25 protein-coding genes and 1 pseudogene are annotated in these 26033 nt (G+C 63.7%); 13 read left to right on the forward strand and 13 right to left on the reverse strand.

The features are described from left to right. Window positions 1-96: 96 nt before the first annotated feature. The 3 genes from LPC04_RS27340 to LPC04_RS27350 all read right to left on the reverse strand — a co-directional run bounded on the left by LPC04_RS27340 (window position 97) and on the right by LPC04_RS27350 (window position 2443). Window positions 97-939: an oxidoreductase gene (locus LPC04_RS27340; protein WP_275685498.1), complete on the reverse strand. Its 843-nt coding sequence runs from the start codon at window positions 937-939 to the stop codon at window positions 97-99. 293 nt (window positions 940-1232) lie between these two features. After that, the gene (locus LPC04_RS27345; protein ID WP_275685499.1) at window positions 1233-1724 is read right to left on the reverse strand and encodes a RidA family protein; all 492 of its coding nucleotides are present in this window, start codon (window positions 1722-1724) and stop codon (window positions 1233-1235) included. 26 nt (window positions 1725-1750) lie between these two features. After that, window positions 1751-2443, reverse strand: a complete 693-nt coding sequence (locus LPC04_RS27350) for a response regulator transcription factor (RefSeq protein ID WP_275685500.1) — start codon at window positions 2441-2443, stop codon at window positions 1751-1753. Window positions 2444-2689: 246 nt separating this feature from the next. Between LPC04_RS27350 and LPC04_RS27355 the strand changes: the two genes are divergently transcribed. Then, on the forward strand, window positions 2690-3727 hold the full coding sequence (locus LPC04_RS27355) for an enoyl-CoA hydratase/isomerase family protein (protein WP_275685501.1): 1038 nt from the start codon (window positions 2690-2692) through the stop codon (window positions 3725-3727). 149 nt (window positions 3728-3876) lie between these two features. Here the strand turns inward: LPC04_RS27355 and LPC04_RS27360 are convergent, their stop codons facing one another. Further along, window positions 3877-4656, reverse strand: a complete 780-nt coding sequence (locus LPC04_RS27360) for an alpha/beta fold hydrolase (RefSeq protein ID WP_420854778.1) — start codon at window positions 4654-4656, stop codon at window positions 3877-3879. 222 nt (window positions 4657-4878) lie between these two features. Between LPC04_RS27360 and LPC04_RS27365 the strand changes: the two genes are divergently transcribed. The 7 genes from LPC04_RS27365 to LPC04_RS27395 all read left to right on the forward strand — a co-directional run bounded on the left by LPC04_RS27365 (window position 4879) and on the right by LPC04_RS27395 (window position 14801). Further along, window positions 4879-8034 carry an ATP-binding protein gene (locus LPC04_RS27365; RefSeq protein ID WP_275685502.1) on the forward strand — a complete coding sequence of 1052 codons (3156 nt, stop codon included), beginning with the start codon at window positions 4879-4881 and terminating at the stop codon, window positions 8032-8034. Window positions 8035-8161: 127 nt separating this feature from the next. Beyond that, complete coding sequence (locus tag LPC04_RS27370; protein WP_275685503.1) at window positions 8162-8851, forward strand: nuclear transport factor 2 family protein; 690 nt, start codon at window positions 8162-8164, stop codon at window positions 8849-8851. Window positions 8852-9036: 185 nt separating this feature from the next. Further along, entirely contained in the window at window positions 9037-9723 is a 687-nt protein-coding gene (locus LPC04_RS27375; protein WP_275685504.1) for a response regulator transcription factor, read from the forward strand. 218 nt (window positions 9724-9941) lie between these two features. After that, window positions 9942-12080, forward strand: coding sequence for a PAS domain-containing sensor histidine kinase (locus LPC04_RS27380; RefSeq protein WP_275685505.1), 2139 nt, complete (start codon window positions 9942-9944; stop codon window positions 12078-12080). Further along, the gene (locus LPC04_RS27385; protein WP_275685506.1) at window positions 12080-12451 is read left to right on the forward strand and encodes a response regulator; all 372 of its coding nucleotides are present in this window, start codon (window positions 12080-12082) and stop codon (window positions 12449-12451) included. The genes LPC04_RS27380 and LPC04_RS27385 overlap by 1 nt, the downstream gene beginning before the upstream one ends. Window positions 12452-12740: 289 nt before the next feature. Further along, the gene (locus tag LPC04_RS27390; protein ID WP_275685507.1) at window positions 12741-13247 is read left to right on the forward strand and encodes a hypothetical protein; all 507 of its coding nucleotides are present in this window, start codon (window positions 12741-12743) and stop codon (window positions 13245-13247) included. Window positions 13248-13544: 297 nt separating this feature from the next. Then, window positions 13545-14801, forward strand: coding sequence for a carbohydrate porin (locus LPC04_RS27395; RefSeq protein ID WP_275685508.1), 1257 nt, complete (start codon window positions 13545-13547; stop codon window positions 14799-14801). Window positions 14802-14953: 152 nt separating this feature from the next. On the opposite strand, the gene LPC04_RS27400 is transcribed toward LPC04_RS27395, so the two are convergent. Together LPC04_RS27400 and LPC04_RS27405 are read right to left on the reverse strand one after the other, a co-directional pair. Further along, window positions 14954-15391 carry an organic hydroperoxide resistance protein gene (locus LPC04_RS27400; RefSeq protein WP_275685509.1) on the reverse strand — a complete coding sequence of 146 codons (438 nt, stop codon included), beginning with the start codon at window positions 15389-15391 and terminating at the stop codon, window positions 14954-14956. Between the two features lie 88 nt (window positions 15392-15479). Further along, window positions 15480-15977, reverse strand: a complete 498-nt coding sequence (locus LPC04_RS27405) for a MarR family winged helix-turn-helix transcriptional regulator (protein WP_275685510.1) — start codon at window positions 15975-15977, stop codon at window positions 15480-15482. Window positions 15978-16360: 383 nt separating this feature from the next. Between LPC04_RS27405 and LPC04_RS27410 the strand changes: the two genes are divergently transcribed. Both LPC04_RS27410 and LPC04_RS27415 read left to right on the forward strand, forming a co-directional pair. Beyond that, window positions 16361-17005 (forward strand): response regulator transcription factor, encoded by a 645-nt coding sequence (locus tag LPC04_RS27410; RefSeq protein ID WP_275685511.1) that lies wholly within the window; start codon window positions 16361-16363, stop codon window positions 17003-17005. A 320-nt stretch (window positions 17006-17325) separates the two neighbouring features. Further along, window positions 17326-17784: a hypothetical protein gene (locus LPC04_RS27415; protein ID WP_275685512.1), complete on the forward strand. Its 459-nt coding sequence runs from the start codon at window positions 17326-17328 to the stop codon at window positions 17782-17784. On the opposite strand, the gene LPC04_RS29100 is transcribed toward LPC04_RS27415, so the two are convergent. The 4 genes from LPC04_RS29100 to LPC04_RS27430 all read right to left on the reverse strand — a co-directional run bounded on the left by LPC04_RS29100 (window position 17674) and on the right by LPC04_RS27430 (window position 20346). Further along, window positions 17674-18009, reverse strand: coding sequence for a transposase DNA-binding-containing protein (locus LPC04_RS29100; protein WP_420854780.1), 336 nt, complete (start codon window positions 18007-18009; stop codon window positions 17674-17676). The two genes, LPC04_RS27415 and LPC04_RS29100, sit on opposite strands and share 111 nt — an antisense overlap. Window positions 18010-18063: 54 nt before the next feature. Then, complete coding sequence (locus LPC04_RS27420; RefSeq protein ID WP_275685526.1) at window positions 18064-18489, reverse strand: OsmC family protein; 426 nt, start codon at window positions 18487-18489, stop codon at window positions 18064-18066. Window positions 18490-18786: 297 nt separating this feature from the next. Further along, the gene (gene wrbA / locus LPC04_RS27425) at window positions 18787-19395 is read right to left on the reverse strand and encodes an NAD(P)H:quinone oxidoreductase (RefSeq protein ID WP_275685513.1); all 609 of its coding nucleotides are present in this window, start codon (window positions 19393-19395) and stop codon (window positions 18787-18789) included. 141 nt (window positions 19396-19536) lie between these two features. Continuing rightward, entirely contained in the window at window positions 19537-20346 is an 810-nt protein-coding gene (locus LPC04_RS27430) for a hypothetical protein (RefSeq protein ID WP_275685514.1), read from the reverse strand. A gap of 267 nt (window positions 20347-20613) precedes the next feature. Here LPC04_RS27430 and LPC04_RS27435 point away from each other — a divergent pair. The 3 genes and pseudogenes from LPC04_RS27435 to LPC04_RS27445 form a co-directional block, all read left to right on the forward strand. Next, window positions 20614-20892 (forward strand): annotated as a pseudogene (locus tag LPC04_RS27435) (catalase); the annotation flags it as partial. A 190-nt stretch (window positions 20893-21082) separates the two neighbouring features. After that, window positions 21083-21457, forward strand: a complete 375-nt coding sequence (locus LPC04_RS27440) for a hypothetical protein (protein WP_275685515.1) — start codon at window positions 21083-21085, stop codon at window positions 21455-21457. 397 nt (window positions 21458-21854) lie between these two features. Continuing rightward, the gene (locus LPC04_RS27445; protein WP_275685516.1) at window positions 21855-22073 is read left to right on the forward strand and encodes a hypothetical protein; all 219 of its coding nucleotides are present in this window, start codon (window positions 21855-21857) and stop codon (window positions 22071-22073) included. Between the two features lie 324 nt (window positions 22074-22397). Here LPC04_RS27445 and LPC04_RS27450 read toward each other — a convergent pair whose 3' ends face one another. The 3 genes from LPC04_RS27450 to LPC04_RS27460 form a co-directional block, all read right to left on the reverse strand. Next, on the reverse strand, window positions 22398-23078 hold the full coding sequence (locus LPC04_RS27450; RefSeq protein ID WP_275685517.1) for an MgtC/SapB family protein: 681 nt from the start codon (window positions 23076-23078) through the stop codon (window positions 22398-22400). A gap of 282 nt (window positions 23079-23360) precedes the next feature. Then, window positions 23361-23786: a hypothetical protein gene (locus LPC04_RS27455; RefSeq protein ID WP_275685518.1), complete on the reverse strand. Its 426-nt coding sequence runs from the start codon at window positions 23784-23786 to the stop codon at window positions 23361-23363. Window positions 23787-24299: 513 nt separating this feature from the next. Further along, window positions 24300-25727 (reverse strand): DEAD/DEAH box helicase family protein, encoded by a 1428-nt coding sequence (locus LPC04_RS27460; protein ID WP_275685519.1) that lies wholly within the window; start codon window positions 25725-25727, stop codon window positions 24300-24302. Window positions 25728-26033 lie beyond the last annotated feature (306 nt).

Below are 26033 nucleotides of genomic sequence, written 5' to 3' on the forward strand. Positions count from 1 at the left end.
CAGAGGAATCAATTCGGGACGCGCGGCGCGCTTGCCGATTGATGAGGACGACGATCCGCTCGCGGACTCGAGCAGTCCGCGCCCGCAGGATCGTCACTATTGATGGTCGGTCGATCGCGTCGTGCCTTCCCACTTCGCGCGCTCGGTGGCGCGATCGGCCAGACTCATGTTCAGCAGCGCGAGGGCATCGTTGCCGAGCAGCAGATGTTGCGGAGGGGCCTCCGATGCAACGAGCTTCAGCAGGGCTTGCGCCGCGCGATCAGGGTCGCCGAGCTGGCGACCGCTGTAGTCCTGGCGGCGCTGGCGGATCGGGTTGAAGACGGCGTCGTAGTCGGCGATTGCCCGCTCGCTGCGCACCATCGACCGGGCTGCCCAGTCCGTCCTGAACGAACCTGGCGCGACGGCCGTCACTCGGATACCGAAGCCGTGTACCTCCTTGTGCAACGACTCGGAGATTCCCTCGAGCGCGAACTTGCTGCCGGCGTAGTAGCTCACACCGGCCAGGCCGACGAGCCCGGCCATCGACGTGATGTTGATGATGCGTCCCGTGCGCCGTTCTCGCATCGAAGGCAGCACGGCCTTCATCACCGCGACGGCGCCGAAGACGTTGACATCGAACTGGCGCTGCAGAGCCGACAGCGGGGATTCCTCGAGGATGCCTTCGTGACCGTAGCCCGCGCTGTTGACGAGCACGTCGATCGGACCGACCGCGGCCTCCATGCGACTGATTGCGGGTTCGATGGCTTCGAAGTCGGTCACGTCCAGCATCACCGCATGCGCGCGACCGGCGTTGAGTTCTTCGAAGCGCCTGGCATCCCCTGAATTTCGTACCGTGCCGATGACGGTGTGGCCGTCGGCGAGCGCAGCCACCGAGAGCGCGCGGCCGAGCCCCGAGCTGGCGCCCGTGATCAGGAAGATCTTGTGATTCGTTGAGCTCATTGATGCTGCTCCAATTGAAGGTGTCCTGCGCTGGATTCGATCGTGGCGTGCGTGTCGTGATCAATGGAAGGCCTGTGCAGCGCAGGATCGTCCGCATCCGATCGCGGTTGTTCGATCCTATGGACGACTGACCTTCAAGGGAACGCACGTGGTACGGGAGTCAGTGTTTCGCCAAAGGGAAGAGTGATGGATCGTGTCGATCCGATGCAGACGTTCGCCGCGGCACGGCGCGGGCTGGGCGAGCCCCGACCGTCGCGGTCCGTGTGGTGGCTTGCTGCACAAGGCTGATCCGATCAGGAAGGCTCCACCTCGAAGATCAACTCCAATTCGACCGCCGCGCCAAGCGGCAGGCTGGCTACCCCGACGACGACGCGACACGGATTCCTTTCGGCACCGAACACGGCCTGGAGCAGTTCCGAGGCGCCATCCGCTACCTTCGGGTGTTCTCGGAAGTCGCCGGCAGTGACGATGGATACGCCCAGGCGAACAATACGTTTCACCCTGTCGAGCGAGCCGAGGTGCTCGCGGACCAGGGCGATCCCGTTCATCGCAGCGAGGTGCGCCGCCTGGCGCCCCGTCTGCACGTCCAGCTCCGCACCGACACGCCCGAAGAATTGGACTTCGCGTCCCGCCGTTGGCAGCATGCCGGTGAGATAGAGCACGTTGTTCACCTGAACGGACTCGACATAGGCACCGAACGGCTGGGGCGGTGCCGGCAACCGGATGTCAAGCGCGGCCAGCCGCTGTTCGGCCGTTGGAAATCGTTGTGCCTCGTTGTTCGACATGGGCTTCTCCAATTCAGTGGGTGTTCTCAGACGACTTGCGTCGGGGCTTCGATCCGGTGCGCTGGCGCAGCAGCCCCCACCGGTTGTGCCGAAGCGGGTTCTTGCACCAGCCCACGCGTGGTCGCAATACCGACGGCATGTGTGCGCGACGACGCGCCGAGCTTGCTCATGATGGCGCTCACGTGCGACTTGACCGTGCCCAGCTCGATCTGGAGCTGCCGGGCGATCGCCTTGTTGGACTCACCGATCGCGACGAGCCGCAGCACCTCGGTCTCGCGCGAGGTCAGCGACGCGCCGGCCAGGCTGTCGGCCATGCGTTGCGCGACCGGCTGGCACAGGTATCGAACGCCGCTGGCCACCGTCCTCACGCCCTCGATGAGCTCGCTCAGGGAGCAACCTCGCAATACGTAGCCATGGATACCCGCTTCGATGGCTCGTCGGATGTCCACTTCGCGATCGGTGGAGGTCAGGGCCAGGATCCGTGCCGTCGCGAGCGGCCTGTGCAACGTACGAAAGGCCGGATCGGCGAGACGCATCGCTTGACCGTAGTCGGCGATGACGACATCGATGCGAACATCGTCCATGCGCACTTCGTCGACTGCGCACTCGACGATCTCGAAGGCAGCGTGCTGACGCAGGGCCGCCACGAGGCCGGCGCACAACAGCTGGTCATGGTGCATGACCAGAATGGTCGAGCGATCTGGCAAGACATGGTTCATCGGGTTCTCTACATTCGGGCTGGGGTGGGACGAGCCTGCCGGCACTCTCGGTGAGCGTCTGCAGTGGGACTCGATATGACTCCAATCCAGCGAGCCGATCCATTGCACATTGGTATCGCCCGAAGCCCGGCCATCGCGAGGCCGCATCCAATAAGACCCAGGAGCACCTCTGACAAATGTGAGATGCTGTCTCACGCTCCAGTTGCCACAGTCGGCTCCTCCATTCACCCGAACGAGGAACGACTCATGACCCGACCTGACAGGACAGCCGCGCAGGCACACGCGGATTCGGCACCGCCAAGCAGCAATCGCTGGATGCATAACCTGCGCACCGCGGCCTGGACGATGAAGGCGCTGGCACTCGCCGGGCCCATCGTCGCCTGCAGCGTGTCCAGCGCGCAGACGACCGAGGTACTGCCCGGCGAGAAGCTGGCTGCATTGGCCACCACCAAGGCGACTTCCGGAGCGAAGGTTCGCATCACGAAGCGCAGCCCGACCTACTGGCGTGTGACTCTGGACAACCCGCCACTGAACATCATCGGCGCGGGCGAGGTGAAGGAACTCGCCGCGGTCGTCGACCAGATCGAAGCGGATCCGCAAGTCCAGGTAGTCGTCTTCGACAGCGCCGTGCCCGGCTACTTCTCGGCCCACTACGACCTGCTCTCGCCCCTGACCGACACCACTGGCATGGCACCGGGGCCCACCGGGCTGCCAGCGGTCACGGACCTGATGGTGAGGCTGAGTCGGCTGCCGATTGTCACAATCGCATCGATCCGCGGACGCGCGACCGGCATCGGCAGCGAGCTCATCCTGGCCTGCGACATGCGATATGCCAGCCGCGAGAAGGCGGTGCTGTCCCAATTCGAGGTCAGCGCGGGATTCGTGGCCGGAGGCGGTCCGATGGTCAACCTGGCCCGGCTCGTCGGACGCGGTCGAGCGATGGAGATCATGGTCGGCTCCGACGACATCGACGGCGACATCGCCGAGCGCTACGGCTACGTGAACCGGTCGCTGCCGGACGCGCAGCTGGATCGATTCGTCGACAACCTGGCGCTGCGTATCGCGTCGTTCGATCGCCAGGCCATCATCGATACCAAGAAGCTCGTGGACGTCGAGAGCCTGCCGCCCGAGGCCGATATCAAGGCGAGCTGGGACGCCTTCCTCATCTCGGTCCAACGACCCGGTCCGCAGGCGAGGCTGAAAGTCCTGGTGGGCAAGGGACTCCAGAAGCCGGGTGACATCGAAGTGCATCTGGGCAGGCACGCAGCGGAGTACCCGAACTGATGTTGCGGTCCTGCGCGCGGCCGCGCGACCTGCTCGGGGGATCCACGTGCCCGGATCGCCTTGCAACGGCGCGCACCGCAGGGCCGCGCGCCTGGCCGCGGCGAAGTCGTTGAATCTGCGATCCGGGAACATTCTCGATGCCGATGCAGTTACTTGGACTGCTCTGCCGCGGCGGCGAGGATGGCGTCTGCAACCTGTGTCGGCCGCGACAGCTGCGGCACGTGGCTGGTCGGCAAGCTGACGACGTGCGCGGAGATCTTCGCTGCCATTGCCTTCTGCAGAGCGGGCTGGATCATGTGATCCTGCTCGCCCAGCACATACCATGACGGCTTGGTCTTCCAGGCGGCGACGGTGACCTTTTCACCGAAGTTCTGCCCGCGGATGGAGCCTTGAGTCACCGCCATGACCTTGGTCTGGGCAGCGGGAACGTCCTGAGCGAAATACTTCGCCATTCTCTCGGGGCTCATGCTCACGAAGCCTTCCTTGTCGGCAATGAGCGATTGGAGGCCCTCGGGCGTCGGGTAGTCCTTGGTCAGGTCCGTCGCGGATTCGCCTTCGGAGGGCGCAAATGCCGCGACATAGACCAGCGCCTTGACGTGCTCGTCCTGGCCGGCCTCGGTGATGACCATGCCGCCCCAGGAATGCCCCACGAGCACGATGGGCCCCGTCTGCATGTCGAGCACGCGGCGCGTGGCGGCCACGTCGTCGGCCAACGATGTCAGCGGATTCTGGACGGACACGACATGCAGTCCCTTCGCCTGGAGAAGGGGAATGACCTTGTCCCACGCAGACCCGTCGGCGAACGCACCGTGCACGAGTACGACCGTGGTTTTCTGGACCTCCTCCGCGGCTGTCGACGCCGCGTTGGCGACGGAAATCCCGAAGCAGAAGGCTGCTGCAAGGACGGTGGTCTTGATGAACGACTTCACGAGGTTTCCTCTCAGAGAATGAAGGCTGCGCCCGGCTCATGAGCCAGGCTGTCGCAGGCGTGGCGCTGAAGCACAAGTCGCCTCGGATGGAATGTCGGACGGCACATCGGCTGTTTGCTCGAAGCGGCCTGTCCTCAGAGGTATGAACGATGCCCGAATCGACGCCGGGTCGCACCGCTCACAGTGGCCGGGCGCAGGTATCTCGAATGGCCCGGACGGGACTTGAACCTTCGAGAGTTTCCCGGCGCACCGCCGCCTGCCGATACCTTCGTCCAATGGATTCGACGAGACGTCCGTGGTGAGATCAAGCACCGCATCGGCGTATGGCGCGCTCCGCTGTCGGCGTTCGCCATTCGAGAGGAGATCGCTCATGTCGCATTGCCGCCGGCAAGCAGTCGGTGCCATGCTGGTGTTCACGGCGCTGCCCAGGCACGACCCGTGTCTGGGCACCCCGCGATCGCGCAAGCGCGACCGATCCGCGGTGTCGACATCTGGAGCGTGAACTGCATGCCGTACAGCGACGAAGCCGCCGAGGCCTACATGTTCGGCTCCTACCGCCTTGACCCTGCCGCACGAAGGCTAGCTCGTGCCGGCGAGCCGGTCGAGATAGGGAGTCGCGCCCTGGACATCCTCATCGCCCTGGTGAGGCGTGCCGGCAGTGTCGTGTCGCAGCGCGAGTTGATGGCGATTGTCTGGCGCGAATTGGTCGTCGACGAATCGAATCTCCGCGTACACCTCATGCGTCTACGCAAGGTGATCGAGGACGGTCAATCGGGTGCGCGCTATGTCATCAACGTGCCGGGCCAGGGCTATTCCTTTGTTGCACCGGTGCTGCGCTCGACAGGGTCGCCAACGTCCCCCGTCGGCGGCGAGCTGGCCGCCAATGCCGACCCGGCGCATGAGTTGCCGCCACGGCTCGCACGCATCGTGGGCCGGCGGGAAACCATCGAAACCCTGTCAAGACTGGTCCATGAGCACCGCTTCGTCAGCATCGTCGGACCGGGCGGCATGGGCAAGACGACGGTCGCCGTCGCTGCCGCGCATGCGCTGCTCGACGACTTCCACGGCGCGGTGTTCTTCGTCGACCTGGCGTCGTTGACTGATCCGGCGCTCGTTCCCGACGCGGTTGCAGCGACGTTGCGCTTTCGCAGCCCGGGGCGGGATGCGCTGTCGGGACTACTCGCCTTCCTCGCCGCTCGTCGTTTGTTGCTCCTGCTCGACAACTGCGAACATGTCGTCGCTACCGTGGCGTCCCTCGCCGAACAGGTCCATCGCGATGCGCCTCAGGTGCACATGCTCACCACCAGCCGGGAGTCGCTACGCGTCGAAGGCGAGCATGTCCATCTGTTGCGTCCCTTGGAGGTTCCGCCGGAAGGCCTGGAGCTCACCGCTGCAAGCGCCATGGCGTCACCGGCCGTCCAGTTGTTCGTCGAGCGCGCCGCGGCGAGCGGCCATGTCGAGGAACTCGACGATGCCGATGCAGCCATCGTGGTGGACATCTGCCGCCGGATGGACGGCATTGCCCTGGCCATCGAACTTGCCGCCAGCCGGGTCGGCTCCTATGGCATTCGCGGAACGGCTGGTGTTCTCGAGTACCGATTCCGCCTGCTGTGGCAAGGACGGCGCAGCGCCTTGCCCCGCCACCAGACGCTGCAGGCCATGCTCGATTGGAGCTTCAATCTGCTGCCCGAGCGCGACCGCCGCGTGCTGCGCCGACTCTCGGTCTTCATGGGACCGTTCACTCACGAGGCGGCGCTGGCGGTCGCGCGAGACGAGACGTGCTCCGACCAGGATGTCGCTGACGCGATGGCAAGCCTGAGCGACCGCTCCCTGCTCTCGGCTTCGGTCGTGGAAGGTGCGGTGTGCCATCGGCTGCTCTATACGACGCGCGCCTACGCCCTTGCAAAGCTCACCGAGTCCGAGGACAACAAGGTCGTCGCGGACCGCCACGCACTCCATTGGCGCGACCATCTGAGGCGCCGTGAAATCCATGCGCCGATCGCCGACGCCCGTGCCCTGTCGCTCTCATTGGGGCATCTCGGCGACATTCGTGCGGCGCTCGCGTGGACGTTGGCGGACGCTGGCGATCCGGCGGTCGGCGTGGAGATTGCTGCACGCACCTCGGCGATCTTTCTCGGCGCGTCGCTCCTGCGGGAGTGTCATCGATGGTGCGAGCTCGCACTTGTCGCCATGCCGGAGAGCGCTCGCGGCACGAGGACGGAGCTTGCCCTGCAGAGCGCCTTGGCCATCTCCGCGATGTTCACGCGCGGCAATGGCAGCGAGGTGCATACGGCGATCGAACGAGGCCTGCGCCTTGCGGAGACCTTGGGCGAGCGTCAGCACCGGTTGCATCTCCTGGCCGGACTTCACATCTTCCTGACGCGGGTCGGCGACTTCAAGGCGGCCGTTCGCATCGCAGAAGAGGCCGCTGCCCTCACGAAGGACGCCAAGGACGCTGGCGTGGAGGCAATGACCGACTGGATGCTGGGTGTCGCCCATCACCTCGCCGGCGATCAGGAGGCTGCGCTCCACCATTGCGAGCGGGGCTTCAAGCGTGCGCAGGCCTCGGGCCCTGCACACATCGACTTCTTCGGCTACGACCATCGCGTGCGCGCGCTCGTCGCGCTGGCCCGGGCCTTGTGGATACGCGGCTTCCCCGATCGGGCCACGAGCCTGGCGTGCAAGGCGGTGGAAGAAGCGCAGGAGCGTGAGCACCCTGTCAACCTCTGCATCGCCATGGTCTACGCCATCACGATCCAGCTTTGGAACCGTGATATCCAGGAGGCCGCACTGGACATCGAGCACCTGCTCGCCCATGCCGACCGCCATTCGCTCGGGCCCTACCACGCAGTGGGCGTCGCACTGAAAGGCGAGCTATCCATCTTGCGCGGCGAGCATGCAAGCGGCGTCGCACTGCTGCGACGAGCGCTGGCGGCACTGAAGACCGAGCAGCATCATGTCCTCACCACGTCGTTCTCCCGGGCGTTGGCCGAAGGCCTGCTCCTGTGCGGCGACATCGGCCTCGCGACCAGCACGATCGACGACGCCATCGCGCACGTGCGACTGCGGGGAGAGACGCTGTACCTGTGTGATCTCTTGCGCGTGCGGGCCGACGCGCTGCTGGCGGCGTCACCGCCAGGTGCCGGGGCGGCAGAAGTGCTGCTCGAGTGCATCGCCGAGGCGCGTCGAAGCGGAGCACTCGGCTTCGAACTGCGTGCGATGCTGTCGCTCGTGCCGGTGTGGCAACGCAGCGGACGAGGCGACGAAGCCATCGAGATGCTCGCTGCCCTCGTCGAGCGCTTCTCTGAGGGATACGCAACCGGAGACTTGAGGGCCGCCCGCGCCCTGCTGGATCAGCATGCGGGATCGCTTGCCTGACGCGGGTCACCGCGCTCTCCGGCGATGCCGATTCGCGGCGATTCACAACAATCTACACGACATCGACGGCGGTCGCGGCCACGATGGCGGGGCAGCGATTGGCTGCCCCTTGTCGCCGGGAGCCCCGATGTTCCTCTCCGATCTTCCGTCACCGATCGCGGCCTTCGTAAGTGCTGCACGCGCCGGGGAGGGCGGATCGCTTCTCTCCGCGCTGCACGCTGTCGACGTCGTCACCGAAGGCCAGTGCGAGCATCGCGGAGCGGACATCCATGCATGGGGTGAAAGGCTCGGCAGCGGATCAATCGCGCTACGCCCGATCGGGGCGCGGCAGCAACACGGAGACATCGTGGTCACGCTGTGGCTCGAGCTCGAGGAGGAGCGCCGGCAAGCCGATACCCTGCTGGACTTCCATTTCAGGATGGATTCCGGCAGGCTCGCGCAGATCAGCGTCGGCCCCACACCTCGCCCTCGAATGCCGCCGCCCGTCGATGACTACATCCGGGCGACAAACCGTGGAGACCTGGTGTCCCTGGTCTCCGCGTTCGCCAACGACGCGTTGGTCAACGATCAGTTGCGGGACTACTGGGGCAGGCGCGAGATCGAGTCCTGGGCGGCACGCGACATCATCGGCGAGCAACTGACGATGCATGTCGTCGACTGCGTGTATCACTACGATCACGTGATAGTCACGGCGCACATCGATGGAACGTTCGACAAGCGAGGCCTTCCCGATCCTCTAGCGATGGCGTTCTATTTCGCGGCCCGTGGCGACAAGATCGTTCAGCTGATCATCCTGCGAAACCAATCCGGGACGTAAACACGAGCGATAGCGAGAACTTGTGTCGCCGCCTGGTCCGCAACAACCGGCTGAAGCCGGGTTGCGGAGCATCGGCGCACCGAACAACGTTTCACGACTGTTCACTGGCTCGATGACGAGGTGTCGTCGCATATTTGATGGACACCCGCCCGGACCTCGAGGCGCACTTCTCACAGGAGACAACCATGGATCAGGTACCTTTGCGCGGCTCCAACGTGCTCGTCAAGCATGGCGAGCCTCTGCTTGCTCTCGGCATGGCAGCTGCGTTGCGCCAACAACCCGATCTGGATGTGCGGATGGACCGCGTCGAGGCCTCGGACTCGCCGCATGATTACGCGGATGTCATCCTGACCGACTATCTCGACGGCCTGAATCTGGCCGCCGGACAGCGATGTCCAAAAGCCGTGGCGCTCCGCCACCCGAAGATTCTCGTCGTCACGTCCAACGAGCGGGAGCAAGAGGTCCGCATGGCGATGGAACACGGCGTGCACGGCTATCTCCTCCTCAGCAGCCCTGTCGATGAACTCGTGGCCGGGGTTCGCACGCTGCTCGCGGGATCGCGGTACATCTGCATTCCCGTCGCGCGTCGAATGGCAGACAGCCTCGTGCGAGAGCGCCTGACCGCGCGCGAAAGCGAGGTCTTGGAACTCCTGGTCGACGGGCGATGCAACAAGTCGATCGCGAACCAGCTCGGGATCGCGATCGGAACGGTAAAACATCATGTCAAGGCGGTCATGGGCAAGCTGGAGGCGTCGTCCCGCACGCACGCAGTCAGCATCGCCTCCGAGCGCGGCCTCGTCGGCGCCGCCGAGACCAGGCGCTTTCGGACCTCCGCACGATCACCCCGCGACGCGCAGGCGCTTCCAACGTGACGCGTGGGTTGCGACAAAGAACGACGCGGATCGGTGACAGCGCTCGAAAGCATCGATACCAAGGAGTGATCGACCAGTGCCTTGTACATCGCGCATGCTGCCAAACTGACTACAGGACGATCGCCGGCCCGAGCGTTGGCGCGTCGTGCAGTTCCTGCCAATGCAGTCTCGCCGACAATGCTGCGTCTGCTCCTGATCGCAGCGAGGGAGGACTCGAGATGAATGCACCACTGGAAACTGCCATCGAGGAGGCTGCGCGGCTGCGCGGCTGCCTGAACGACCTGGTCGTCGTCATGGCGATTCCGGAGCTGTGGATGGGGAGCGAGCCACCGCAGATCATCAGCACCTCCCTGCACGTGCTCGTCGGAATGCTCCACCTCGACTTCGCGTACGTGCGAATGATCGACAGGGACGGTAGATCGCCACGCGAATTCGTTCAGGTTCCCGGACAACCGGAACTCACGAGCCAGGCGAGCGAGATCACCGAAGCCCTGAACCGATCACAGGGAGACGACTACCTGAAGTGGCCGCCCAATGCGCGGCTGACCCTTGGAGGCGCGGAGTTCTCCACCGCACAGATTCGCCTCGGACTGCTGGGCGAAATCGGGGTCGTCGTAGTTGGATCGCAGAGGTTCGATTTCCCGAGTCGGAGCGAGCGACTTGTTCTCGACGTCGCGGCGAACCAGGTGGCGATCGGACTGCAGCAGGCGTATCTCCTGCACGAGCAGAAGCGAATTGCCGGAGAGCTCGATAAACGGGTCGCGCAACGAACAAGCGAACTCGCCTCCGCCAATGAGGAGTTGGCGAGAGAGGTTGTCGAGCGCCGGTGGGCGGAGGATGCCCTCCGCGAAAGCGAGCGTGCTTCGCGGCTGATCGTGAACACGATTCCGGGTCTCGTGGCGATTCTCTCGCCGGCGGGCGAAGTCGAGGTGGTCAATCCGCAGATCGTCGAATACTGCGGCAGATCGCTGGAGGAACTCAAGCAGTGGGGCACGAGCGACACGGTCCACCGTGAGGACCTGCCTCGCGCGATGCTGGCGCTCATGCAATCGATGGCATCCGGCGAACCGTATGAATTTGAAGTCCGTCTGCGGCGCTTCGACGGCGTCTATCGATGGTTTCAAGTGCGCGGGCGCCCTCTTCGCGACACGGACGGCCGCATCCTGCATTGGTATGCGCTCCATACCGATATCGATGACTTGAAGCGTGCCGAGGAACAGTTGGGGCTCAACGAGGCATTTCTTGCAGAAGGCCAGCGCCTGAGCCATACCGGCAGCTTCTCCTGGTTTGTCGATACGAACGACGTCAGCTTCTCGGAGGAGCTCTATCGGATCTTCGAGTTCGAGCGAGATCTTCCGGTGTCACTGGGGCTGATCGCAACCCGGATCCACCCGGATGATCTTCCACTGCTCGCCGAAAAGATCGAACGGGCGAAAGTCGCCGGGGGCGAGCTCCAATACGAAATCCGGTTGCGCATGGCAGATGGCTCCGTCAAGTACGTGCATACGCTCGGTCGAGATGCCAATCATCCGGATGGCCGACGGGAATACCTGGGTGCCATCCAGGACATCACGGCACGGCGACTCTCGGACGAAGCGTTGACCAAGGCGGGTTCGGAACTTGCTCAAATGGCCAAGGTGATGAGCCTGGGGGTGCTGACGGCATCGATCGCGCACGAGGTCAATCAGCCGCTGTCGGGCATCATCACGAACGCCAGCACTTGTCTGCGCATGCTCGGCGCGGAACCACCGAACCTCGACGGCGCACGCGAGACCGCCCGGAGAACCATCCGCGACGGGAACCGTGCATCCGACATGATTTCGCGCCTGCGCGCTCTCTTCAGCAAGAAGGGCGTCGTTGCGGAATTGCTGGACCTGAACGAGGCGACGCGAGAGGTGCTCGCGTTGTCATCGAGCCAACTGCAGAGAAACCGCGTGATGCTCCGCCTGGAACTGGCCAACGACCTCCCGCCAATCACGGGCGATCGGATCCAACTGCAGCAAGTCGTACTAAACCTGGTCTGCAATGCCTCGGACGCGATGGCTGACGTGGAAGACCGGCAGCGGCTTCTCATCGTCAGAACCGAGCGCGACGAGCGCGACCATGTGCGCCTGACGGTGCTGGACGTCGGCATCGGGCTGCAGCCGCACGTCGCCGAGAAGCTGTTCCAGGCGTTCTTCACGACGAAGAGCACTGGCATGGGTATCGGGCTGTCGCTCAGTCGTTCGATCATCGAGAGTCATCACGGTCGTCTATGGGCCGGATCGAACGACGGGCCCGGCGCCACCTTTGCGTTTTCCATTCCTCGCGATCAGGAGCACGCAGCGGACACCACATCCATCGAGGGAGATTCGTGATGACCGGACGTTTGCTCGTGTCGGTCGTCGATGACGACGAGTCGGTGCGCGATTCCCTGCCGGACCTCTTGCGTCAGTTTGGGTTCGCCGCCCAGGGGTTCTCGTCGGCCGAAGCCTTCCTCGCCTCCGATGTCGTCGATGAGACGAGCTGCCTGCTTCTTGATATCGCAATGGCCGGGATGTCGGGGCTCGATCTTCAACAGGAATTGATCCGTCGACGCCTGCGGATTCCGATCGTCTTCATCACCGCTCACGACGACGAAGCGCTTCGTCCTCGGCTGCTTGCACGGGGGGCTGCGGAATGCTTGTTCAAGCCTTTCAGCGAGCGTGCCCTGCTCGATGCGCTCGATGCCGCACTTCGGATAGGGTAGGCCGCCGACGCGGCGCCTGGCATGCTCCGCTTGCGGATCGCAGGCCGTAGGGAGCGCCGCGCACGCGGCCTCTTTGGTCGACTGGGGCAAGTGAGTGCGGACGCCGCCATGGCTCTGGACCGTCCTGCCATCGAACAGCGGAGGCAGTAGGCTCGGATATACCTCTGAATGGATAGTCTCGCATCAGACGACGGATGCACCTCTCACGGCATCCCCAGCCCGATGACGCATGAGGCATGAACCCGGACAGTAGCGGCATCGATTGGCCCCATGCCGCCCGGGAGACTACATGCCACAGACCGCCATCCTTCTTGCCGCCGGCTCGAGGATCTCCCCGGCGAAAAAGACCTCGCCCACCGCACGCATCGCTCCCGCTTTCGCCGAAGCCACTCGCGGTTCGTGGGGCCAGCCTTTCGGCGAGATCGAGGTCGCGTATCGGCGATCCGGTGGCCTCGCGAGCGATGCTGACGTCGTCAGCATGCTGCGCCAAGCCTCCGATCAACCAATGTCACGGCTCGCGCGATGGATCGTCGCCCGCGACGTCGTGAGCTTTGAATACCGCGGAACGATCTGGCTGCCGCTGTTTCAATTCGAGCCAGGGGCACCCTCGTTGCTGCCGGCCGTGACCGCCGTGATCCGGGAACTGGTGGACGTCTTCGACGACTGGGAACTGGCCACCTGGTTCGCGCTTCCGAACACCTGGCTGCAGGGAAGAACGCCGGTCGATGCTATTGCGGCCCATTCGTCTGCCGCGCTCGAGGCGGCACGAGCCGATCGCTTCATTGCGCGGGGATAGCGCGATCTGACGTCGCCGGCAACCGCAATCCATATCAAGGAGATCACATGAAACGACATCGCACGCCCCTCGTCGGCCCAAAATCACGGGCCTTCAAAGTGCCACGCCGGGCCCTGCAGCTGCCATCGACATACTCCAGGTTGTCGATCCTGAGGACGCATCGAAGCCCGCTCCAGAAGCTTGCATGGATCTTCGGTTTCCGGCTCTGATCCCCAGATGCCAAAGTCCACGTGCAGTTCGTTGCTTCGTTCGCGGCTTGCGCACTTGAATCGTGCCGGGCTCGTCGCGAGCGCTCTGATGCTACGCGTCGTCAGCGCTCACGCATATGACATCGCTGCCGACAAGTACTTTCTGGGCGATTGGGGTGACATTCGAAGCCGTCTTGCGGACGAAGGCGTCAACTTCGATTTCGACTATGTCGGCGAACTGGCACACAACGCCAGTGGTGGGACGGAGCAGCTGACGCGCTATTCCGACCAATGGATGTTTGGCAATACGCTCGACCTGAGCAAACTCATGGGTTGGAAAGGCGGCACGCTCCAGACCACGATCACCGATCGAAATGGCCGCAACCTGGGCGCGGATGCCAACATCGGCAACAACATGCTCCTCCAGGAGGTCTACGGGCGCAGCCAGACCTGGCACCTGACGCAGTTCTGGCTGAACCAGACGCTGGCGGACGGCAGCCTGCAGATCAAGGCTGGCCGCATGACGATGGGAGAGGACTTCGCAAACTTCTCGTGCGACTTTCAGAACTTGACGTTTTGCGGCTCGCAGCCGGGCAACATCGTCAGTGGATATTGGGTCAACTGGCCGACCAGCCAGTGGGCGACGCGCCTCAAGTACCAGACCTCGCAGCAGAGCTACATCCAGATCGGTGCATACCAGGTCAACCCACGTTACCTGGACGACGCCTACACGCGTCACCACGGCTTGTCGCTGGATAACCCGAGCGGCACGACGGGTACGATGATTCCGCTGGAGGCGGCCTGGCTGCCGACGCTCGACGGACGCCCGGGCTCGTACAAGGTGGGGATCTGGTACAACACGTCGGACGGAAATGACCTGTACGACGACGTCAATCGGAATCCACGCGGCGTGACGGGCATGGATCCGCTCAGGCGAGATGGACAATTCGGCGCCTACGTGAACTTCCAGCAGCAGATGAGCGGTGCGCCTGGCGAGCGTGGCGCGACGACCTTCTTGAACATCTCACAGGCGGACCGCAATACGGCGCGGGTCGACGGACAGATCTCGATGGGCGCGCAGTACCTGGGCCCGTTTGATCGCTCTCGCGACGCGATCGGTGCTGCCATCGGTGCTACGCACAACAATGCTCGCTATGCGAGCTTCGTACGCCAGAACAACCTGCGAACCGGGCAGCGCGTCGTTGCGGGAAGTGGCTACGAATACGTCACCGAGATGTACTACAGCTGGTCACCGGCACCGTCGATCTACTTGCGTCCCAATCTGCAGTACATCCTGCATCCTGGGGGCAGCGACCAGAACAAGAATGCGTTCGTGATCGGATTGAAATCCGGCCTGACGTTCTGAACGTCTTGCTGCCAGGAGTGCCCGTGGCCGACGACGAAGCCCGCGCATGGCGGGCCTCGTCCGGTGAAGTTCTTCCGCTGCAAGACCGGCAAGCGACGCTGCCTGTGCCGCCGAGCGCATCGGCGACCTCGGCGGCATTCGGCGCGCGGTCTTTAGACGACCGTCAGCGATACATCGATGTTGCCGCGCGTCGCGTTCGAGTACGGGCACACCTTGTGCGCCGCGGCGACCAGTGCCTCCGCGGCGGCCTTGTCCATGCCGGGGATCGAGATCCGCATGTCGACCCTGATGCCGAAGCCGCCGGGAATCTGGCCGATACCAACGTCGGAAGTGATCGAGACTTCACCCGGAAGCGCGATCTTCGGGCCGCCAGTTCTTCCCGATGCGACCGCCTTCATCGCACCGATGAAGCAGGCCGAGTAGCCCGCCGCGAACAGCTGTTCCGGGTTGGTGCCGAAATCACCGGCGCCGCCGAGTTCCTTGGGCGAGGTCAAGGTCGCTTCGAGCGCGCCGTCGGACGACTTCACGGTGCCGGTGCGGCCTCCGGTCGCAGTGGCCGTGGCGGTGTACAGAATCTTTTCGGGGGACATGGAGTGCTCCTCAATGGTGGGTTGGGTGGTCGATAGATGTCGAGGCGTCGTAGACGTTGCAGGCACCTCGGTGTGGAAAACTCATTCGTCAGTGCGGCGCATCGGCGGGCGCCACTGCCTGTGCCAGCGAGTCGCGCATCGCCGTCAATTGGCGTGTCAGTTGTGCGATGTCGGAGAGCTCGCAACCGGTGGCACGGGCGATCTGCGGCGGTACCCGACGCGCCTGGATCTTGAGCCGACGGCCGGCGTCGGTCAGGCGGACAATCACGCGCCGTTCGTCGAGGGTGTCGCGCTCGCGAGTCAGCGCGCCTTGCGCCTGCAGACGCTTGAGCAGGGGCGTCAACGTGCCGGAGTCGAGCGCAAGCTTGTCGCCCAGGGCGCTGACGGTCTGGCCGTCCTCCTCCCACAGCGCCAGCATCACGAGGTATTGCGGGTAGGTCAGCCCCAAAGGGGCGAGCAGTGGCTTGTATACCTTCGTCATGGCGAGCGAAGCCGAGTACAGCGCGAAGCAGAGCTGCTTGTCGAGCGCGAGCATGGCGTCAGAGCGGGCTTCGCCGGCGGTCTTGAAGGTCTTGGCGCGAGGCATGGGACGAACTCTAGCGTGCATTTAAATTGTGCACTATCTAAATGGTTATTCGAATGCGCGCACCATGCCCTGACCGTATCGTGCCGATGCCTCCTCTCTTCAACGCCCTCGAAGACCTAAAGCTTCAGGCCGCATTGGGGCGACAACGGTTGTGACACGGAGGTAGCCGCTGGCTATGCGCGAGATAGCTGCATTGAATTGGTCGCATCGAAGGCGCGATGTTACGGTGGCGACCAAACCTGTCATCCCGTGCGCCACCGTGCGGCGACTGGAGACAGTGGCCAAGGCCAGCGCTCGGGAGTGGTGTGAGGTTGCGCTTCGCCTCAAAGCTCGTCGAGAGCGTTGGCAGGCCCGTCGCACGACAGCCTACGGGAGAGAGCCCGATGAATCACACCATTGCTCATCGCTCGTCAATTCTGGTCATGCATCATTTTCCGCTGCTGTGCGTCGGGCTCGTGGCAGCCCTGCGCCAGCAAGTGGCCTTCGAGGTCTTCGTAGACGACATCGATGCCATGCGTTCGGAAGAGACCCGGATCGATGTCGTCATCGCCGACTACGATCACGCGATGCGTCTTACCGTCCCGGCCGTCCGCGGGATGCACAGGTCGCTCGCGACGGCACGAATCCTGACCCTGACCTCCCACGATTGCGAGACGTACGTCCGACGAGCGATCGAGGCGGGTATCCACGGGTATGTCCTTCAGGGCTGCTCGCTGAGCGAGTTCATCGAAGGCGTGAGGACAGTGGCAGGCGGTATGCGATATCTGTGTCAGTCCGTGGCGCAGCGAATGGCCGATAGCCTGACTCAGGCTTCGCTGACCTCGCGCGAGATCGAGGTTTTGAAGCTCGTCATGATCGGCGAATCGAACAAGGCGATCGCGCGGCATCTTCAGATCGAAGTAGGTACCGTCAAATCGCACGTGAGCGCCATCATGAACAAGCTTGGTGCGACGTCGCGCACGCACGCCGTGGGCATCGCGGCCCGCCGTGGCCTGGTTCACGAGCATGTGCTGGCGAAGCCCGTCTAAGAATTTCATCAATTCGGGGCAGTTCTCCAGGGCGGCACCCTGGTCGGCGCGGCTGCGCTCTCTTTCTGGACGGAATCTCCACCCGCCGTCTCCATTTGTTGGTCCCTGCGCGACAAGGTCGTTGGCGTGACGCCCAGCCCGGGGCGGCGACACGCAGCGCGGCGAATTCTCCCTGCAATTCGGCTGAGACGACGCTATGCCATCAGTCTGATGCGATCCGCTGCCCGGTCGTGGTCTGATAACACGTCGCTCGTGCCCGACTCGGGCCGACAAGGGCATCTGGCCCTCACATCCACCCAACGACAGTAGCGAGGAAAGCAATGAAGATCACTTGGCACCACATGGCACGCGCGCTGGCGACGTCTGCGTTCCTGAGCCTTGGCGCAGGCGCGTCCAACGCCGCATCCACGGCCACCCTGGACTGCACGCTGCATTTCCAGCTGAAGGGCTGGTCTGCGATCTACAAGCGCGCGGACGGAAGCGGCACCGTCCAATGCCGCGACGGCACGTCGCTGCCAGTGATCGTGAAGATGCGAGGCGCCGGCGCGACTGTCGGCAAGTCCCAGATCGACAACGGCACAGGGAAATTCACTGACGTTCGCGCCATCAACGATGTCCTCGGCTCCTATGTCCAGAGCGAGGTGCACGCGGGCCTGCTGAAGTCGGCCTCAGCGCAGGTGCTGACCAAGGGCACCGTGTCTCTCGCGCTCGCGGGTGCGGGCGAGGGGATCGATCTCGGTGTCGAGGTCGGCGAGTTCACCATCGAGGCCGCCAAGTAGTCGCCAGCCAGGGGAAGGCCGAGCGTGGCAGACAAGACTTCGCTTGGCCTGCTGATCGGCGTTGTCGTTGGACGTGAGCCTTGACGCCGCCTCGGTCTTGGCCAACCGCTGGCCCGCCAGCGGGATCGTGTCTCCGATTCGGTCGCCGAGAAGCTGCAGCTGGCCGCTCGATTTCTTGCCCAATCGCGCGTCGCGGAACTCGCAGCCGGAAACCTCATCGATCACACGGGTGGCTCGCAAGGCGAATCAGAGCAATGCGCGCCAATGCTCCATGACCGTTCAGGTCACAAGTTCAGCATCGAGCGTGATCGACGCGTTCAGTACCTTGGAGACCGGGCAGTTGGCTTTCGCTGCCGCCACGAGCGCATCGAAGGTCGCCTGGTCGGCACCCGGTACCGTTGCCTTGAGCCGAAGGTGCACCGCAGTGATGGCGAAGCCGGCGGCCACAGACTCAAGGGTCACTTCAGCCACGGTAGCCATTTGCGTCGCCGTCAGCTTCGCCTCACCGAGGATCAGAGACAGGGCCATGGTGAAACAGCCCGCATGCGCGGCGGCGATCAGCTCTTCAGGATTCGTGCCGGGCAATCCATCGAATCGGCTCGAGAATCCGTATGGGTAGGTTTGGAGCGCGCCACTCTGGGTAGAAATCGCTCCTTTGCCGTCCTTGATATCTCCTTGCCAGGCCGCCGATCCGGTCCGCACGATCTTCACGATTTCTCCCAGTGTGTTGCAGATGGAGCAGAGGAACCCGGTTGATCGATCTCTCTCGCCAGGCAGACAACCGTGCGACTCACGGCGGCCGGGGATTTGCAAAGCCTGCGTCCGACCCGAACTCTTCAATATTGAGTGGATGTAGTTGGCCCGGGGCCGCTTGCTGAATCGCTCGGCGCAGGAACTATCCAGCCTCGGTCAGCACTGCGGGCAGGAGCCTCGGTCGACCCATGAGTGCCATGTCGGCGTCGATCCGAGGGCTCACGCCTCCTATCCGGGCCCAGGCCCCGATCAGGATTTTCCGCGCGCCAATGCCGTCGCGATTTCGGCGATATGGCGGCCCTGGAAGCGACCACCGGCCAGCTCGTTTTCGCTGGGCTGGCGCGATCCGTCGACAGACGCGATCGTGGAGGCGCCGTAGGGGGTGCCACCAGTCACTTCGTCCATCTTCGTGAGGCCCGCATAGGCGTAGGGCAGGCCGACAGTGATCATCCCGTGATGCATCAGCGACGTCAGAACCGAGAACAGCGTCGTCTCCATGCCGCCGTGCTGGCTGGCGGTAGAGACGAAGGCGCCCCCGACCTTGCCGACCAGAGCACCCTTGCCCCACAGGTCGCCGGTCTGGTCGAGAAAGTTGGCCATCTGTGACGACACGCGGCCGAAGCGGGTCGGCGTTCCGATGATGATGGCGTCGTATTGCGCCAGTTCGCCGGGCGTGGCCACATCCGCGGCCTGATCGAGCTTGGCGCCGGCGCTGCGAGCGACTTCGGGCGGCATCAATTCAGGAACACGCTTGAGCGCCACCTCTGCACCTGCTGAACGCGCGCCTTCGGCCACGGCTTGGGCCAATCGTTCGGTGTGTCCGTAGGTGGAATAGTAGAGAACCAGTACCTTCGCCATTGATGACTCCTTCTTGCCTTGGGGCAAATGTTGATTGGTCAAGGTGAATGTAGCGATGGCACTTGCCGCGACAAATGGCCCCGATGACTACCCAAGGTCTCCCACTTTTGCCCCAGGCGGACTCAGATCTGAACGTCAAGTTCATGAAGTCCTGCTGGACTGCCATGGGTGCCCGTGCTGCTCTAAGAGCGCGGCCTTTGCCGCTTCGACTGCGAAGCCGCACTGAGCCAGTGGCAGCTCTCGAGCTGCGTCGAGAAGCAGGTTGCGGCTGGAGGAAGCGGCTGCTAGCCTGAGGATGTTCTCGAGCACAGCCGGGCGCACGTCGGAGTCCCCAAGCCGGTAGAGGATGGCTTGCATGCCCTCATGCGAGTCCTTGACCTCGTCAGGTGCCGCCAGCCACGCGTCCGTAGCCGCCGACGTGCCGCCGTACTCCCAGGCGAGCGTTGCGATTGCCTTGGCTCGTACGTCCTTGAGCGCGTTCGAAGTGGCAACCTGGAACAGAAAGTCGGCGTTGTCGGGAAGCGTGCCGAGCGAGCCGACAAAGTCTTCTTGACGCTCCGTCGGCCAAGCGAGAAAGCGAGCGAGGAGGTCTGGGCGGAACGAGCGAACGCTGAGTTCGCGCATGTCGTGTGCGAAGGAGTACACCGCCTCGCGGTCGGAATCGAGCAGCGCCTGCTCCAGCACATCGCTGAACTCTGGCCAGTGCGTGAGTGCCTTGCAGGCAAGCGAGTACTGCTTAGCTGCAGGTTCGTCACACCCATCAAGCTGCTCAAGGAGCACTTTCACGGACTCGACGACCGGCGCCGCCGTGACTCCAAGGCGACCAATGAGTTGGCATGCCATACGCAGGTCGGCCCTCAGGGCTAGCGTGCGCCGCATCGGGAAGCCGATGCGACAGGAGCACGGACATTTCGGCACCGCCATCGACAAGACGCCGGTGCCGCTTTTCATTTGACGGCTGGAGTGGCGCTCGTGTCGAGCCAGCGCACGCTGCGCTCATCGCGCCGGGCTTGTGTCGGTGAAATACACGACACCTCGCCTCTAGCGACCCGCGCCGTCCTGGTTTCGTGAGCTCAGCCTGGATGAGCTGGCCCTCGCCCGTATGGGAGATGCCTTGTCGGAGAGGCGACGTCAGTATCGAGGGACCCGGAAGCAATGCCGGCGACGTCGCGCGGCGCAACCAGCATGAGCCCTCATTCGACAAACGTGGAGTACCAGATGAAGCTGACACATGCCAACGGCGCGCCGGTCGTAGACAACTTCAACATCGAGACCGCGGGAGCCCGGGGCCCGGCCCTGCTGCAGGACATCTGGCTCCTGGAAAAGCTCGCACACTTCGACCGCGAAGTGATTCCCGAGCGCCGGATGCACGCCAAGGGCTCGGGCGCTTTCGGTCACTTCACGGTCACCCGCGACATCACGCGCTACACGAAGGCCAGCGTCTTCGCGGAAGTGGGCAAGAAGACGGAAGTGCTTGTCCGGTTCTCGACCGTGGCGTCGCGAACGCCTTGGCGTTCAAGCGTCAACTCTAGGGAAGGCCGCCATGTGCCCATCCATCTTCGTTCGACGTGACGCGGTTGGGCGTGTCCGCGGTGTTGTTCCTGCGTCCATTCCGCTCGGTGACGTGACGAAGAGTGCTTCCTGCCTGACGGGGTGTGCTCAGGCCGTGCGGGTGCAAGGTGAAATGATGAGTCTCGTCTACACCAAAGCCGGTGGCCTGTGCACGTGTGACGAGGTCTTGGACCTGCTGCGCCAAAGGTTCGACCAGCCCATATCGATGCTGGCCAAGTGGATCGTCGGGCGGTCGGTCGTCAACATGCACTGGCGCTCCAGGACGCTGATTCCTCTCTTTCAGTTCGACTTGCGGGACATGTGCGTCCGGTCGGAGGTCGTCGCAGTCATCGCGGAGCTCACGAGCGCCTATGACGACTTCGAAATCGCGCACTGGTTCGCGGAGCCGAACGGCTGGCTGGCCGGGACACGCCCGGTGGAGATTCTTCGGCAGTCTCCCGAAGAGGTCCTCGAGGCAGCACGTGCAGACAGATATGTGGCGCGCGGGTAGCAAGGACACCAATGAAAATCCGACACGTAAGGCCCCGGAAGCCTCCTGCATTGCGAATCCCGGGCGCTCGTCTGAAGGTCGGACGCATGAAGCACGCACGCAAGCGCTATCCCACCATGTCCTGTATCCCGACGCGACCAGGCTTCTTCCGGGTCGTCGGGCGCATCCCGGGGAGGGCATCGCGCCGCCTGTCATAGACAGCCCGGCTCCGATAGCACGATGCCTTCCAAATTCAGCCTGTTTTCAACCTCCCCATTTGGGATATGGCGCGATTTCTTCGGAAACGCAAAATTTGCCAGCCAGCAGTCGAAGTTGGTTGTTCGTCGGACGATGCGGTGGTTCTACTGGAGTAGGCCGTCGTCGCGCTGGTGAGCACAGTTCTCCCTCTCTCCCCACAATGATTGGAACGATCATGGTCAAGTCTTTCATCGCCGCCGCGCTGCTTACCTCGCTCGCATCTCTCGCCCTTGCTCAAGCGCCGGCCGCATCCGCGCCGGCAGCTGCCGACGCGGCTTCGACGCCGAAGAAGCACCGGCTGCACGCGCCGAAGCTTCGCAAGGGCGCCACTCCCGCGGTCAATCCGGAGGCATCGCCGGACAAAAAGGGCGGCAACTGAGTCCGGCTCCTGCTGGCCGAGGGCGTGGTGCGTCTGCCTCGGCGGCGTCGCGCCTGACTCAGATCTGATGGCAGCGGACGCCCTTGCGCGCCGATCGACGGACCTCGGGAGAGGCGTCAAGCGCTCTTGGCGAGATTGGAGCCCCTCGTCACTCTGATGAACTCGCTGCAATCGACAACGATTGTCGATTGGCTGTGGAGAGCGACTGCAGGTACGCCTGCGTCGCCGTAGTCTAAACGGGATGGCCTGACATCCAGATTTCACGACGGCACAACTGCGGCCTTCAGTGTGCGTCGCGCCTGGTCGAACAGGCTGCGCAACGCCTCAGCCGCGACTGGAGTGTTCAAGGGTGAAATTCAGGACATGGGGAAGGTTGGGGAGCTCCTCGGCGACGAAGTCCATGGCGCTAAGGCTTGCGCCGGCGTTCGCCATGATGATGAACTCCATCCTGTAGGAGCCGTCCTCGTAGGTCACCGAGATGCTGTCTTCGACCATGGAGAGCCGTCGCGAGCGCAGGAACTCGACCATGTCGCGCGTCTCAGGGTGGTAGTCCCGTTGGTACTTGATGGACGCTGCGAAGACCGCCCGCGCGGGTAAACGTCTCTCAAGGCTGGGAAGAATCGACATGCACATGACGAACAGTGCGGCCAGAGCGATTGCAGCAGGCAGCTCGCCCATCCCGACAAGGATTCCGATGACCGAACAGCCCCAGATGGATGCTGCGGTGGTGAGTCCGCGGACGCTCGTTCCCGAGTGGATGAGGATGCCGGCACCCAGGAAGCCGATGCCCGTGATGACGCTTCCAACGACGCGCGTCGGATCAGCATTGGTGGTGGCTGTGAAGCCTGGCCAGAAGAGAGGCTGTGCGCCGGCCGCCGCGGTCACTGCGGACGAAGTCGCGCAGACGATGCAATACACCTGAGCACCGGTGACTCTGCCAGCGAAATACCTTTCGTAGCCAACCACCCAACCGAGCAGCATTGCCACCGCGATATCGAACAGCACGCTCCACCTCACAGATTGTCAGGTACTGCGCCTGCCAAGCCCAGAAGTTGGCCCTGTGCCCGGAGCACCCATTGCAGCCGACTCTAGTCTTTGGTGTGGCGGCCGTCCCCTGCCAAACGGGAGAGCTTCGAGGTAGCGCGGGCGCCGATCCTCGTTGAGGCCGTTGTCCTTGACTTGAGGGGCAGGAACTGCGCTCGCGACAACCTTCATCGGGCAGATGGGCGCGGCAGGTCGCTGCCGCACACGCCACGCCGCGTCTCGAACCTGCACGGGCCACCACCATCAATCGGTGCAGTCGAGGCGCATCGATTCGATGCGGCCATGGAACCCGAGCTTCTTGATGAGGCCCGCCTCCCGGCTGTTCGCCGCGAACGTCACAGATCCATCCTTGAAGAGCGCGTGTTCATAGACCGTCAGCGTCGCCTTCGGCCCAAGGACGAGACTGTCGATCTCGCGCTTCAACTCGCGAGCGGTTCCCTTGTCGAGACTCACGAAACCAGCGGGCCCGATCAGCGTCGCGACGTCGCCGTTGAAGTCGCGCTTGCCGTAGAACTGCGCCCAACAGCCCGCCGCCAGCGCCGGGTCGGTCACCAGTACCGGAACGAGCAGCACCATCGGCTCCGGTTGGTTGGGAGCGGTCTGCGCCAGCGTGGCGGCAGAGGTGACGACCAGTGCGGCCAGGGTAGAGAAGTTGCGTCGGAAAGACATGGATTTTCCATTCGAGAGTAGGGGAACAGACAGAGCTTCGCCGAACAATGCTCGACAGCTACCTCACTCTGCCAGCGGACGACTGCTCGAACATCTCCAGTTTGGACAACAGCCGCCTATGCCGAATGGCATCGACTCGGCGGAGCTCGCACACGCACAAGGCAGCGGCGCACCGTCGCGCGTTGCGCAATCAGAGTCGCCCTAAGCGGCCTCGGCAGCCGAACGCTCCGTGGAGGCGCGCCACGAGAAGCTGGTTGAGCGACGGAAAGCGAAAGCGGCAAGACACGCTGCCGAGCCGGCCTCTGGTCCCGATCCTTGGCGCCTCAACTGCGCCGTCGGTCGAACCCCTCCCACGACCGCGATTCCGCCCGTCAACACAACACCCGGCCGACGACCCATCACGGTGAAGCAAGAGCCTGTCCCGCCGCTGACTGCAGTGGCCGAGCCGTTCAGTCGATGACTGCTTGACGATGCGCCCGCAGACGACGATTCGAGACCTTTGACTGATCCGGATTAGGCCAGTCGCGTGAAGTGGGCGAGCTCGCAAGTGGCTAACCTGTCTCCAGGCGGCATCGTCCTGAAAACGATCTGCAGCCTGTACCGATGCAATTCACATGGCGCTCGCAACGCTTTGGGCTTCGTGCGGCCGCACACGCAATGGTGCCGATTGTTGACGGACGTGCTGACTGAACTCGGTGTTCCTGTGACGTGATCGTCGGCCCCGAATTCGGCAGGAAGGTTGCGGCGGCCTTGCAGGCCATGCGCAACCCGTGAGTGGCTGCCGATGACGGCCGTTGCCGGCGTGGCGCGAAAGGTTCTAAGGTTCCGATGGAATTGACAGCAAGAGCTCACACTGTCCGACTTGTCCCTTGCGGCATTGGCGGAAATCATTTGTTCCCAGTCGAAAGACCTCGCGATACGGGAGAAGTCTGATGCAGCAAGCCAACAACATCCGCACTCTTGTCCTCTGAGGAATTGCCCGACTGACGCTACAAGCGGCGCGCGCCTGTCTGCGGCGACCTCGTTCCAGCCGTCGACCAGCAAGACCAGCTGCCGTTCCTCTATCAGCTTTGATGCGTCATCTTTCGAAATGCCCGCTCGCAGTACTGCCGGCTGACTGCACACGTGATCAAGGAGCTCGTGCCCTGAAAACGCCCATTCTGAAGCGCTCAGGTAAAGCGGAATTGGACGCTTTGGCGCCCGAGCCAGGCGCTTGGCCACTTCAGCGAGGCACGTGGTCTTGCCGGCCCCGCCCGTGCCGTGAATGAGGACGCTCTCGCCGTCAATGAGGACCGCGGCAATGGCCTCTGCCGACACTGGCTCACCTCGTCTTTCGCCAGGTGCCAGAGCGAACAGTGCCGGGGCGGCCACATCAACCAGCGGGACTGCGACCGGGAGGGCACTCAGGGCGGCCAGCGATTCCCTGCGCAGCCGGTCGAGCCTCTCATCAGCCGGTGCAGGCAGACCTTCAGACCGCTGGCGAGCCAGTAGTTCAACGACCCCAGCGAGCGTGAGCTGTGCGGGCTCTCGTTTGACCTGGGCAACAACGTAATCGGCGGCCTGGCGCACCTTGCCCTCGGCGAGCCTGGCGCTTTCACCCGTGCGTGCCGCGTACTCCGCCGCAAGAACCCGCAGCGCGCCGGATGCCAAGGATGAGTCGCTGCCCTGGATACCAAGCACATAGTTGGAGAACGCGCGCTGCACCTCCGGTACCTGCAGCCATTCCTTGACGGTTGGCTGTGCCGCCTGCGAGTTCAGGAACGGCTCGGACACCAACTGGTCGAGGGCAGCGGCAATCGTCGCGTCGACGCTCGCCTTCTCCAGGCCACCGCCCTTCTCAAGCGCGCCACGCACCTTCATCCGCGCACGGCCACCAGCGAGCTTGCCCCCGGTCCAATCTGCGAGCTTGTCGACGACCTTCCCAGTGAGCCATTCCAGCATTCAGCACTTTCACATCGATGGCGCGCACGCACGCCTGCAGCTCGGTCAAACCGCGCCGCGCTGAAAGTGTAAATCCCGGCGTGTCGGAGGCGTTGCGGGGACTCAGAAATCGCGGGAGGGTATGGACGGCTCGCGCTCGAGCAGTTCGAGCAGGTAGAACAGGTCAACCCTCTCCGCCGATTCGATGTCGGCTATGCAGCGAGGCCGTGTGGAAACGCCGTGCGCTTCGTGAAAGTGCGTGGCGTCGGCAGCTCGTTCAAACAGCCACAGTATCGGGGCCTCATTAGAAAGGGCTCAGGGAGGCCT

This window comes from Scleromatobacter humisilvae, from assembly GCF_023231945.1.
Taxonomy (GTDB): Bacteria; Pseudomonadota; Gammaproteobacteria; order Burkholderiales; family Burkholderiaceae_C; genus Scleromatobacter; species Scleromatobacter humisilvae.

Bases quoted from the DNA above. Each gene is read 5' to 3' on its own strand.
- LPC04_RS27340 (WP_275685498.1), bottom strand. From the start codon at position 939: ATGAGCTCAACGAATCACAAGATCTTCCTGATCACGGGCGCCAGCTCG.
- LPC04_RS27355 (WP_275685501.1), top strand. From the start codon at position 2,690: ATGACCCGACCTGACAGGACAGCCGCGCAGGCACACGCGGATTCGGCA.
- LPC04_RS27390 (WP_275685507.1), top strand. From the start codon at position 12,741: ATGCCACAGACCGCCATCCTTCTTGCCGCCGGCTCGAGGATCTCCCCG.
- LPC04_RS27395 (WP_275685508.1), top strand. From the start codon at position 13,545: ATGCTACGCGTCGTCAGCGCTCACGCATATGACATCGCTGCCGACAAG.
- LPC04_RS27455 (WP_275685518.1), bottom strand. From the start codon at position 23,786: ATGTCTTTCCGACGCAACTTCTCTACCCTGGCCGCACTGGTCGTCACC.
- LPC04_RS27375 (WP_275685504.1), top strand. From the start codon at position 9,037: ATGGATCAGGTACCTTTGCGCGGCTCCAACGTGCTCGTCAAGCATGGC.
- wrbA (WP_275685513.1), bottom strand. From the start codon at position 19,395: ATGGCGAAGGTACTGGTTCTCTACTATTCCACCTACGGACACACCGAA.
- LPC04_RS27385 (WP_275685506.1), top strand. From the start codon at position 12,080: ATGACCGGACGTTTGCTCGTGTCGGTCGTCGATGACGACGAGTCGGTG.
- LPC04_RS27405 (WP_275685510.1), bottom strand. From the start codon at position 15,977: ATGCCTCGCGCCAAGACCTTCAAGACCGCCGGCGAAGCCCGCTCTGAC.
- LPC04_RS27440 (WP_275685515.1), top strand. From the start codon at position 21,083: ATGAGTCTCGTCTACACCAAAGCCGGTGGCCTGTGCACGTGTGACGAG.
- LPC04_RS27345 (WP_275685499.1), bottom strand. From the start codon at position 1,724: ATGTCGAACAACGAGGCACAACGATTTCCAACGGCCGAACAGCGGCTG.
- LPC04_RS27370 (WP_275685503.1), top strand. From the start codon at position 8,162: ATGTTCCTCTCCGATCTTCCGTCACCGATCGCGGCCTTCGTAAGTGCT.
- LPC04_RS27350 (WP_275685500.1), bottom strand. From the start codon at position 2,443: ATGAACCATGTCTTGCCAGATCGCTCGACCATTCTGGTCATGCACCAT.
- LPC04_RS27445 (WP_275685516.1), top strand. From the start codon at position 21,855: ATGATTGGAACGATCATGGTCAAGTCTTTCATCGCCGCCGCGCTGCTT.
- LPC04_RS27415 (WP_275685512.1), top strand. From the start codon at position 17,326: ATGAAGATCACTTGGCACCACATGGCACGCGCGCTGGCGACGTCTGCG.
- LPC04_RS27380 (WP_275685505.1), top strand. From the start codon at position 9,942: ATGAATGCACCACTGGAAACTGCCATCGAGGAGGCTGCGCGGCTGCGC.
- LPC04_RS27400 (WP_275685509.1), bottom strand. From the start codon at position 15,391: ATGTCCCCCGAAAAGATTCTGTACACCGCCACGGCCACTGCGACCGGA.
- LPC04_RS27430 (WP_275685514.1), bottom strand. From the start codon at position 20,346: ATGAAAAGCGGCACCGGCGTCTTGTCGATGGCGGTGCCGAAATGTCCG.
- LPC04_RS27410 (WP_275685511.1), top strand. From the start codon at position 16,361: ATGAATCACACCATTGCTCATCGCTCGTCAATTCTGGTCATGCATCAT.
- LPC04_RS27460 (WP_275685519.1), bottom strand. From the start codon at position 25,727: ATGCTGGAATGGCTCACTGGGAAGGTCGTCGACAAGCTCGCAGATTGG.